The sequence below is a fragment of the Vibrio sp. 10N.222.55.B11 genome, assembly GCF_041473705.1.
GTDB classification, from domain to species: Bacteria; Pseudomonadota; Gammaproteobacteria; order Enterobacterales; family Vibrionaceae; genus Vibrio; species Vibrio crassostreae_C.
Window position 1 is genome coordinate 20405 of sequence record NZ_JBFRST010000060.1, and the last position, 10861, is coordinate 31265.

9 protein-coding genes are annotated in these 10861 nt (G+C 45.9%); 6 read left to right on the forward strand and 3 right to left on the reverse strand.

Going from position 1 to position 10861, the window contains the following annotated elements; all coding sequences use genetic code 11:
- Positions 1-64 precede the first annotated feature (64 nt).
- Positions 65-1249: a maltose/maltodextrin ABC transporter substrate-binding protein MalE gene (gene malE / locus AB4503_RS20285; protein ID WP_372115647.1), complete on the reverse strand. Its 1185-nt coding sequence runs from the start codon at positions 1247-1249 to the stop codon at positions 65-67.
- A 665-nt stretch (positions 1250-1914) separates the two neighbouring features.
- On the opposite strand from malE, the gene malK reads away from it, so the two are divergent.
- The gene (gene malK, locus AB4503_RS20290; protein WP_017060047.1) at positions 1915-3027 is read left to right on the forward strand and encodes a maltose/maltodextrin ABC transporter ATP-binding protein MalK; all 1113 of its coding nucleotides are present in this window, start codon (positions 1915-1917) and stop codon (positions 3025-3027) included.
- Positions 3028-3285: 258 nt separating this feature from the next.
- Here malK and AB4503_RS20295 read toward each other — a convergent pair whose 3' ends face one another.
- On the reverse strand, positions 3286-3486 hold the full coding sequence (locus AB4503_RS20295; protein ID WP_010431457.1) for a hypothetical protein: 201 nt from the start codon (positions 3484-3486) through the stop codon (positions 3286-3288).
- 208 nt (positions 3487-3694) lie between these two features.
- On the reverse strand, positions 3695-5611 hold the full coding sequence (locus AB4503_RS20300; RefSeq protein WP_017060046.1) for a methyl-accepting chemotaxis protein: 1917 nt from the start codon (positions 5609-5611) through the stop codon (positions 3695-3697).
- Between the two features lie 456 nt (positions 5612-6067).
- Here AB4503_RS20300 and AB4503_RS20305 point away from each other — a divergent pair, with 456 nt between their 5' ends.
- The 5 genes from AB4503_RS20305 to AB4503_RS20325 form a co-directional block, all read left to right on the forward strand.
- Positions 6068-7024, forward strand: coding sequence for an AAA family ATPase (locus AB4503_RS20305; protein WP_372115648.1), 957 nt, complete (start codon positions 6068-6070; stop codon positions 7022-7024).
- Between the two features lie 10 nt (positions 7025-7034).
- Complete coding sequence (locus AB4503_RS20310; protein WP_372115649.1) at positions 7035-7961, forward strand: DUF58 domain-containing protein; 927 nt, start codon at positions 7035-7037, stop codon at positions 7959-7961.
- Entirely contained in the window at positions 7958-8443 is a 486-nt protein-coding gene (locus AB4503_RS20315) for a DUF4381 domain-containing protein (RefSeq protein ID WP_017065687.1), read from the forward strand. The genes AB4503_RS20310 and AB4503_RS20315 overlap by 4 nt, the downstream gene beginning before the upstream one ends.
- Positions 8436-9443 (forward strand): VWA domain-containing protein, encoded by a 1008-nt coding sequence (locus AB4503_RS20320; RefSeq protein WP_017065686.1) that lies wholly within the window; start codon positions 8436-8438, stop codon positions 9441-9443. The genes AB4503_RS20315 and AB4503_RS20320 overlap by 8 nt, the downstream gene beginning before the upstream one ends.
- On the forward strand, positions 9436-10861 hold a 1426-nt coding region (locus AB4503_RS20325; protein ID WP_372115650.1), incomplete at its 3' end, for a VWA domain-containing protein. The genes AB4503_RS20320 and AB4503_RS20325, both read left to right, overlap by 8 nt.

Below are 10861 nucleotides of genomic sequence, written 5' to 3' on the forward strand. Positions count from 1 at the left end.
ACGAGATATAAAAATAGAAAAGTAAGGAGAGGTTGAACCCTCCTTAAAAGGTAATGCTTTATTATTACTTAGTCATACGAGCTTCGGCAGCGTCGAGTGCTTGATCAACAGATTGACGACCGTCAACTACGTTACCAATCGCTTCTTCCATGCTGTACCAGAACGTTGTGAACTGAGGGATGTTAGGCATGATTTCACCGTTCATCGCGTTGTCCATTGTTGCTGCAATACGTGTGTCGCTGTCTAATTGACGTTGGAAAGAGTTAAGAGCAACAGCGCCAAGTGGCTTGTCGTCGTTCAAGGTCTTCATACCTTCATCTGTTAATAGGTAGTTTTCCATGAACTCAACAGCTAGGTCGCTGTTTGGAGAAGCAGTACTGATACCACCTGCCCATACACCAACGAAAGGCTTAGACGCTTTACCGTTAAACTTAGGTAGTGTTGCTACACCGTAGTCTACGCCAGCTTTCTCAATGTTTGCCCAGCCCCAAGGACCGTTGATTGTCATTGCAACGTTACCTGCAACAAACTCAGACTCAGCTACTGAGTAATCCATGTCGGCAGAGATAACTTTGTCTTGTACCATCTTCTCGATGAAACCTAGAGACTTCTGAACACCGTCAGTCGCTACGCCCGCATCTTTAATATCGTAACCTTCAGCAGTCTGTTTGAATGCGTAACCGCCGTCAGCTGCTAGTAGAGGCCATGTGAAGTAAGCGCCGCCACGTAGAGGCCACATGATTGCTTTCTTGCCGTCTTTTTGAAGCTCAGCGTTAAGTGCTGGAATTTCTTCCCAAGACTTAGGTGGGTTAGGAACAAGCGCTTTGTTATAAATTAGAGAAACTGACTCAACAGCAACAGGGTATGCGATTGTTTTACCTTCGTATGAAACAGCGTCCCATGCGAAGTCTACGATACCTTCTTTAGTCTCTTTAGAAGGTTTGATATCAGCAAGAAGACCCGCTTCTGCAAAACCACCAAAACGGTCGTGAGCGTAGAAGATCATGTCTGGGCCATCGCCAGCTGCTGCTACTTGAGAGAATTTCTCTTCTAGTTTATCTGGGAAAGCTACTGTTACTTTAACGCCAGTATCTTCTTCGAAACGTTTACCTACTTCAGCCATTCCTTCATAAGCTTTATCGCCACCAACCCAAATAGTTAGTTGACCTTCTTCGATAGCAGCGTTTGCACCAAATGAACCCAGAGCTACTATTGTACCTAGAGCTACAGCGCTTAGAGCGTTTTTCATGTCAATATCCTTTTTATATTTATACGTAGGGCGCATTCAATTAAGACGAGCCAGTTTTCGGAGGTTATGATCTGAGAAAATCGATGACAGCTCATCATCCTAGCCACTACGCCCTAGCTATTATGGCTTAATTTCGTGATCGTCATCCGGTCAGATTAGAGAGCGAAGTCACAAAGTGTATACTCATCGTGATCCACATCACCGTTGCGTGGTGGATTTATTTGAACTGGATCGCCAATTGAGGATAACCCCATTTATCTACTCCTCCCCTCCTACTCCCCCTAGTTAATTTTCCATTAGGAGGATGTACCCTTACGCCATTTCACCGAAACTGCATTCATCCAAGAGTGGATAGTAAGAACCCTTTACCGGCAAGTGTTATGCGTTGACGCATTATTCATTTAGTTGGCTTCACTGCCCGCTGGTGTCTTATATTAGCATCGAGCTAAATCTGTGATTGAATCACGGGGGAGGTTTAGCTGGATGCGGGGGAAATGGGCATCAGTTTGGCTATGACGGGTGGGCTTGGTTAAAGAAGCCAAGTCTCACCCACTTTTTTCTTACTCACTCAAAACTTACCAATTCCTACAGTTACTGCTGACCCAAAAATTTCTTATAATGATAAGCAGTAAAACTTAAAATTTGATCGATCGAGGACAAGCTAGATGGCGAGTGTCACGTTAAAAAACGTTTATAAATCATATGGTGATGTACAGATTTCTAAGGATGTAACCTTAGACATCAACGAAGGTGAATTCGTAGTATTCGTTGGACCATCAGGTTGTGGTAAATCGACGCTATTACGTTGTATCGCAGGTCTAGAAGACATTACGTCTGGTGATTTGTACATTGGCGACCAACGCATGAATGACGTTGAACCGTCAAAGCGTGGCGTAGGTATGGTATTCCAGTCTTATGCGCTTTACCCTCACCTTAACCTATACGACAACATGTCTTTCGGTCTTAAGCTAGCAAACGCAAATAAAGCTGAGATCGACAAACGCGTTGAACATGCGGCAGAAATCCTTCAGCTTGGTCACCTTCTTGAGCGCCAACCTAAAGCGCTTTCTGGTGGTCAACGTCAACGTGTTGCGATTGGTCGTACTCTGGTTTCTCAACCAAACGTATTCCTACTTGATGAGCCTCTATCAAACCTAGATGCCGCGCTACGTGTTCAAATGCGTTCGCAAATCACCAAGCTACAGCGTCAACTGGGTTGTACCATGATCTACGTTACCCACGACCAAGTGGAAGCGATGACAATGGCGGATAAGATCGTTGTTCTGGATGGTGGTTATGTATCTCAAGTCGGTAAGCCGCTTGACCTTTACCACTACCCTCAAAACCGTTTCGTTGCTGGCTTTATTGGCTCACCGAAGATGAACTTCATGTCGGTACACATTGAACAAGCTGAAGCAGAACGCGTATTGGTACAACTTTCTAATGGCATGACTTTCTGGATCCCTGTTGATGGTACGACTGTCAATGCTGGCGATCGTATGTCTCTGGGTATTCGCCCTGAACACTTGATGTCTGCTGAATCAGGTGACGCGACGATTGAAGCTGACGTGATGATGGTAGAGAAACTAGGTAACGAAACTCAGGTTTACCTAAACCTTGAAAGTGCCGATGCTGATGTTATCTATCGCCAGCCAGACACGTTGAAAATCGAATCAGGTGACAAGTTGGCGATTGGTATTCCAGCGCACCGTTGTCACCTGTTCCACAGCGATGGCCGCGCATGTCGTCGTTTGTACAAAGAATACGGCACAGACTAATCGCTTAGCCTTTTAGGATATAACTTGCCCATATCAAATCCCTCTTACTCAGTAAGGGGGATTTTTTTATGTGCTGGATATTTTTATGTGTTGGATACGAGTTTCACTTACATTGAATAGTTCATGAGTCAGCCACTCGGTCTTTCGCTAGCGGCAATAAAAAAGGTCTAGCAAGCGCTAGACCTTTATCTGTTAGTTAGGCTATGAACCCAACCGCTAATATCACTTCTTTCAGACATGAAACCTGTCTAAATCAACTTAGTGAATTGGCGTATCATTCTGTTTGTTGAACTGGCCAAAATGCTTCTCTAACACTTCAGGAGTCAGTTTGCCTTCCGCCTCTAGTCGCTTGAACTCAGCAACAATTGCTTTTTGCTCTTCAAGTGATGGCAGTTTCACCTCAGGCTCATCGCCCATCTCTTGAGTCATCTGCTCTAGTTCTTTTTCAAAATCGCTCATGATACTTACCTAAATATTAAACCTAACGAGATTTTACTCATTTACGCCCTATGATGCTAGGGCGATTGAGTGCAAAGCCCGAAACCAGATCAAGCGAACGTCAGTTAGAAGAAAACAAGCACGTAAATAAAAAGAGCTGAATTCACGATTAAATGAATCCAGCTCTTAGTTTATGTATCTTTGTAAGCCATGCTACAGCTTAAAGGGATTAAAGCTTAAATGAACCAACCATCTTATCTAGACGAGACGATAGATCACGAAGCTCTTGGCTCGCTTCAGCAAGTTGCTCAGCCGTGCCCGTTGTCACTTCGTTGATTGCGTTAATCTCTTCAATGTTCTGGTTGATGGTGTGAACTACGGTTGATTGCTCTTCCGTTGCCGTTGCCACTTGAGTGTTACGGTCTGTGATATCAACGATACGGTCTGAAATGCCACTCAGCACGTCTACCGCTTCATCCGAAGCCGATACACCTTCAAGGGTAATCACCTTACCCGCACTCATTGCCGTTACCGCATCTTTAGCATCGCTTTGCAGTTGGTTGATCATCTTTTGAATCTCTTCCGTTGAATCTGCGGTACGGCTTGCTAGGTTACGTACTTCATCCGCTACAACCGCAAAACCACGACCTTGCTCACCAGCACGGGCGGCTTCAATTGCAGCGTTTAATGCGAGTAAGTTAGTTTGCTCTGAAATATCACGAATAACACCCAGAATAGAACCGATGTCTTGAGTTGTAGAAGCCAGTTGCTCTACTACCTGACCCGTGCTTTCAATATCTTGCGCCAAACGACTGATCGCGTCTTTTGCTTTGTTCACCACAGAGCGGCCTACTTCCGTATTGCCTGAAGCTTGAGTTGCCGTTTCTGCTGCGGTTGCCGCGTTCGATGCAATCTCGCTGATGGTCATACCCATTTGGTTAATTGCAGCCACCACTTGAAGCGTTTGGTCGCGTTGTTCTTGGCTGTTGTCGTGGGTGATGTGGGCTTTGCTAGAAACACTCTCTGCCGCCACTTGAAGCGCTTGGCTTGTCGAACACACCTCTTTCATCGACTCGTGAATCTTTTCAATGAATCCGTTGAAGCCTTTTGAAAGCTGTGCAATTTCATCGTTGCCTTTCACTTCGATACGCTGTGCAAGGTCACCGTCGCCTTCACCTAAGTCGCCGAAACGCTTAGCCAAAAGCTTGATCGGTTGAGTAATGCTGTTCGCCAGAACTACGCCCATTAGGATAAAGACTAACGCCACAACCGCAGTCATGATCAGCATCTTCTGCGCAGTCGCATCAAGCTCAGCAAACACTTCACCGGTTGGTACCACACCAATAACGAACCAGTCCATTGAAGACACATACAAGCTCGCCACGAACAGCTCTTGGCCTTGGCTTTCTGTAGTAATCAGGTTGAAGCCCGACTTGTTCAGTAGTTGGCTTGCTTGAGGACCGTAAAGTTGTTGAAGTGAAGAGTCACTGCGAGAACGCTCGCGATGAATTTGAACATCACCTTGGCTATCGGTTAAGAAGACAAAACCGGTATTTTCAATCTTGAAACCGTTCAGCAGGTTAACCATGTCATCCATCGACTTTGATAGACCAGACATAGCCAAACCAGAAGGCTGTTGGTAGTTAGCAAACATCTTCACTTCGCCATTGGCTTCTTGGAACATGCTCACCATGGTCGGCTGTCCAGATTGCGTAAAGCCAAAGAACCAACCATCTTGCTGTTGGTTTAACTGACGTAGGAAGCCATTTTGGTTCCAGTAGTAAGCAGTTTGACGGTTCGCCACTGAGGCATCGTTCAACTGATACTGGTTACGAACATTGTTCAGCTGTTTCACCAGTTTATTTTCTAGTGCGGGATCGCGATCGGTCGATTCGATAGCATCAGAAATAAATTCATTTGAAGCAATTTGCTCCGCCGCTAGTAATAGCTGAGAGACTTCTCGGTCAATTTCACCATTGATTCGCTCTAGCATTCCTGGAAGTTCAATATCGATCAATCGATGACTTAATACATCTCTTGCTTGTTGTTGTGCCATTGCGCCGACAATCACTGTCGATGCAAGAACCGCAAAGGTAATTCCAAGTACAACTTTTTGCTTGATACTCAGAGAGTTAGTTTTAAACATATTTGGACCTTTAAAAAGAATCGCTCGTTATTGGTATACCCTGAACAGGACTTTTCTAGTGCACTCCAACAAGCAATGCACAATCTGAGTGATGTATCGGCCACAACCAATAAAACTAGAGACTTTCTTCTCAAAAAACTGCAAATATGATGTAACAATTAGAAATATTCACCTTGAGCATGAGTTAACTAAGCAAATACCGCATTGTCGAGAGTCAATTTTAGTTCTCACCCCCTGAGACCCAACCGAACTCAAACCACTCCCCACCGCCGAGCTTTTGTATATAAAAACCAATTGATATAGTAATAATCACAACCTAACGATGTTTTTAGCTAACCACTTGTAAATATTTCCAATTTTGAAAAAATAAATTACGCAAATGTACTGGAACTTTTTCCTCGAAATCAGTGACCAATACTCAAAATAAAAATCAAATGGATACCCAGAGAGTCCAAAATGCACAAAACAAATTTCGAAGTCCTTCAAAACTATCTAGAGTCTCAAATCATTGGTCAAAAAGAGCTCGTTAAGCAACTGATGATCGCCCTTTTAGCAGATGGTCATATCCTCGTTGAAGGACCTCCCGGCTTAGCAAAAACTCGCGCAGTAAAATCATTGGCTGACTGTGTTGAGGGTGACTTCCACCGTATTCAATTCACTCCCGATCTGTTGCCAGCTGATTTGACGGGTACCGACATTTTTCGCCCTGAGACTGGGGAGTTCACTTTCCAATCAGGCCCGATTTTCAACTCATTGATTCTAGCGGATGAGATCAACCGTGCTCCGGCGAAAGTTCAAGCGGCAATGCTGGAAGCGATGGCAGAAAAACAAGTAACTGCCGGTCGAAAAACCTATGCGCTGCCTGAGCTATTTTTGGTAATGGCAACACAGAACCCAATTGAACAAGAAGGGACTTACCCGCTACCGGAAGCTCAGTTAGACCGATTCTTGCTTCACCTAGAGGTTGAATACCCAGATATGGAAAGCGAGCTTGAGATCTTACGACTCAACCGTGGTGAGGCTCAAGGTAACGAATCAACTCAGCCACAACAGATATCTCAGCAAACGATCTTTGAAGCGCGCCAAGAAGTGCTCAACACTCACATGGCAGACACCATTGAGCAGTACATCATCAGACTGGTTATGGCGACTCGCCAACCTAAGCAATACAGTGACCAACTTGATCAATGGTTAGACATGGGTGTCAGCCCGCGTGCAACCATTGCGTTAGACCGTTGTGCCCGCGCTCACGCTTGGCTTGCAGGACGAGATTACGTCACTCCACAAGACGTTCAAGCGATGGCATTCCCTGTGTTACGCCACCGTCTACTACGCAGCTACCACGCACAAGCTGAAGGTGTCACCGCAAACCAAGTGATCGCACACCTTATTTCATTGGTTGGCAGCGCATAGGGATACGCGCATGAATAATCAACTACCCAACCATAGTGACGGTGTCACGTTAAACCTGGACGAACTTCTGCAATACAAAGCGCAGTCTGTTCGCTGGTTGCCTCCCGCCAAGAGCCTTTGGTCACAGCTTAACGGCCAACACGAGAGCAACCGTAAAGGTCGCGGGATGAATTTCTCTGAAGTTCGTCAATATCAAGCGGGAGATGACATTCGCAGCATTGATTGGCGTGTAACAGCCAGAACGGGCAAAGCGCATACCAAACTTTTCTCTGAAGAACGAGAACAGCCTGTCATTTTATTCTTGGATCTATCAAGCAGTATGATTTTCGGCTCAACCTTGTTGCTGAAATCGGTTCAACTTGCACACTTTGCTAGCCAACTGTGCTGGCTTACTGTGGCTCAAAAAGATCGAATTGGCGCGGTGATCGATACTGGCAAAGAGGTCATTGAGATTAAGCCAAGTGCAAGCAACCATGCTCCACTGCGTATTTTGCAAAAAGTCATAGAAATCAATAATGCAGCGCTGACTCATCACGACAATCATAATGACACAACCTTAGAGCATGTACTGAAATCTCTGCACCAGCTTTGCCCTAAAGGAAGCGATATTATTATGCTCAGTGATTTTGTACGCTACCAAGAAAGTGACTACTCACTTATCAGTCAAATTCGGAGGCACAACAGAGTACGTCTGGTGCATTTCTACGATCCGCTAGAGCAAGGTGAAACCGCCTATAAAGGTTCTAAACAGGTCACCGATGGTAGCAAAACTCAATGGTTTAATTTCTCTTCTAATAAAGAAAAGCAAAAGCTTAACCATGCTTTTTCGCTTAAGAAACAGCAGCTGCAACAGATGGGGTTATCTCTCGCGATACCTTATAGCTCGCTGTCGAGTGCGCAGTCACTCATGAGCCAGATATCAGGAGCTCAGTCATGAAACAGCCCTTAGATTTAAGTCCGGTGATTGCGCCAGACGCCCCGACTTGGTGGCCTTTGGCGTGGGGTTGGTGGGCAGTCATTATCACAGCCATTTTCCTGATTGCCTTGGTGTTTTTCATTCTAAAACGTAGAAAAAACAATCAACAGGCGAAACAAGAAGCGCTATCTTACTTTAGTAATAGTCAGTCCCAAGATGGCTTGTCTCCGAGCAAAGCTCAAGACATCGTTCGTCAAGCAGCACTGAGCTATTTCCCTCGTGAAAAAATTGCAGGTTTGTCTGGTGATGATTGGTTGAAGTTCTTAGATGCGCAATTGGCGAAGCCGTTATTTGTAGCAAAACAATCCCAGTGGCAACAAGCGCTCTATCAAGATGTAGCCCTAATGAACGACGAACAGAAAAAGGCTCAACAGCAATTGGTTAATGATTGCGAAACTTGGCTTCGCAAAGCACTTCCTCCAAAGCGAGGTCGATATGAGTGATTTTCTAAGCACTATGTTTCTAAGCAGGGACTTGCTAAACATCGAGTTCGTTTGGTGGTGGATGTTCTTCATCGCGCCACTGCCGTTGCTCGTTTACTTGTTCTCACCAAAGTCAGAATCGAGCAATGCCCTAAGGCTTCCATTTCTGCCAGAAGACAGCAATACCAAAACACCGAGCAGTCGCTTACCAAAGGCGTTGTCCGTGATTATCTGGCTTCTGCTGGTTACGGCGAGCGCACGCCCTGTATGGTATGGCGAACCGGTGGAGTTTCAGCCGAAGCATCGTGATTTAATGTTAGTTGTCGACCTCTCCTATTCGATGAGCCAAGAAGACATGCAGTTCAATGGCGAATACATCGACCGCTTGTCGGCGGTGAAACGCGTATTGAGTGACTTTATTGAGCGACGAAAAGGCGACCGAGTTGGACTGGTGTTATTTGCTGATCACGCCTACTTGCAGACCCCGCTTACGCTAGATAGAGATACGCTTTCACAACAGCTCAATCAAGCGGTGTTAAAGCTGATTGGTACTCAAACAGCGATTGGTGATGGTATTGGTCTTGCCACCAAAACCTTTGTCGATAGCGATGCGCCCCAACGTGTAATGATTCTACTCAGCGACGGCAGTAATACCGCCGGGGTATTAGACCCATTAGAAGCGGCGGATATTGCAAAGAAATACGACGCAACGATTTACACCGTGGGTGTCGGTGCAGGCGAGATGATGGTCAAAGAGTTCTTCATGACGCGCAAAGTCAATACTGCTCAAGACTTGGATGAACGTACACTAATAGAAATTGCCAAACGCACCGGCGGTCAGTACTTCCGAGCGCGTGACAGCAAAGAGTTAGCGACGATTTACGACACCATTAACCAGTTAGAGCCCGTGACGAACGCCACTAAGATCTGGCGACCGCAACAAGAGTGGTTTGTATGGCCACTGTCGGCGGCAATGTTCTTCGCATTTATGCTGTTAGCCATTAGGAGAAACAATGTCTAACTTTACTTTTATCTACCCATATTGGTTCTTGGCGCTTGCCGTGCTGCCCGCTATTTGGTGGCTGAGCAAGACACAGTCCAAACAAGGATTACTCGCGTCACACATCGCCCGTTACTTGGCGCCAGAATCGAGTAAGCCATCGAAAAATCGCAGTACTTACTTCGGTATTTGGTGGCTGGTCGGCGTTATTGCGTTAGCTGGGCCAAGCTTCGAGAAAAACGAACAACCAAGCTTTGAAAAAACGCAGGCACGAGTTGTGATCATGGACATGTCGATGTCAATGTATGCCACCGATATTAAGCCGAATCGCTTAACTCAAGCGCGATACAAGGCTCTTGATCTGCTTTCATTATGGAAGGAAGGGCTAACAGGCATGGTGGCGTATGCTGGGGATGCTTACACCATTAGCCCGCTAACGTCAGACATCAACACCATCAAAAACCTAGTGCCTAACCTATCGCCAGATATCATGCCTTATCAAGGTGGTGATGCCGCATCAGCCGTTAAGCTTGCGATTGATATGATGACTCGCGCGAAGATCTACCAAGGTGATTTGGTATTGATTGCTGATGACATCGATGACCAAGAGAAGAAGCAGATCGACTCCCTACTCTCTGGCAACGATTGGACATTGTCGATTCTAGCTGTAGGGAGTGAAAACGGTGCGCCAATCTCGTTACCTACGGGGTCGATGCTGCAAAGCGACTCAGGACAAACCGTGGTGGCAAGAACCAACTTGAAGAACATGCGCGAGCTTACACGCAGCTATGGTGGCACGTTCACTGAAGTTCAATTTGATAACTCAGATGTTGAACACATCGCGAGCTACCTCGACCGCGTTGCAACAACATCGGAAGTAACCAAGACCAAGAACTCACTCAACACCAGAGTGAACAACGGTTTCTGGTTACTGCCTTTGCTATTACTTCCGGCACTTGGATTATTCAGGAAAGGGGTTATTTGGTGTGCCTTAGCTGGAGTTATCTCTTTTAGCCAACCAAATACTGCGTTTGCGAACCCGTGGAAAACCAATGATCAAGTAGGCTATCAGCTGTATCAGGACGAGGACTTCCAACAAGCTGCTGAACAGTTCACCCAACAAGAGTGGAAAGGCATTGCTCAATACAAAGCCGGTGATTTCGAAGCCGCAGAGCAGACGCTGCAAGAGCTTTCTAGTGAAGATGCTCGCTACAACCTTGCTAACGCTCAAGCCCAACAAGGTAAGTACGACCAAGCGATCCAAGAGTATCAACGTATTCTTGAAAGCAACCCTGAACATGCTTATGCGAAGAAGAACCTAGAGATTGTCGAACAGGCTCAGAAGCAACAGCAACAGCAACAGCAACAGCAACAGCAACAGCAAGGCGATTCTGACTCCAAAGACCAGAATGACCAAAATCAGCAAGGTCAGCAAGGTC

Bases quoted from the DNA above. Each gene is read 5' to 3' on its own strand.
- malE (WP_372115647.1), bottom strand. From the start codon at position 1,249: ATGAAAAACGCTCTAAGCGCTGTAGCTCTAGGTACAATAGTAGCTCTG.
- AB4503_RS20315 (WP_017065687.1), top strand. From the start codon at position 7,958: ATGAAACAGCCCTTAGATTTAAGTCCGGTGATTGCGCCAGACGCCCCG.
- AB4503_RS20310 (WP_372115649.1), top strand. From the start codon at position 7,035: ATGAATAATCAACTACCCAACCATAGTGACGGTGTCACGTTAAACCTG.
- AB4503_RS20320 (WP_017065686.1), top strand. From the start codon at position 8,436: ATGAGTGATTTTCTAAGCACTATGTTTCTAAGCAGGGACTTGCTAAAC.
- malK (WP_017060047.1), top strand. From the start codon at position 1,915: ATGGCGAGTGTCACGTTAAAAAACGTTTATAAATCATATGGTGATGTA.
- AB4503_RS20300 (WP_017060046.1), bottom strand. From the start codon at position 5,611: ATGTTTAAAACTAACTCTCTGAGTATCAAGCAAAAAGTTGTACTTGGA.
- AB4503_RS20295 (WP_010431457.1), bottom strand. From the start codon at position 3,486: ATGAGCGATTTTGAAAAAGAACTAGAGCAGATGACTCAAGAGATGGGC.
- AB4503_RS20305 (WP_372115648.1), top strand. From the start codon at position 6,068: ATGCACAAAACAAATTTCGAAGTCCTTCAAAACTATCTAGAGTCTCAA.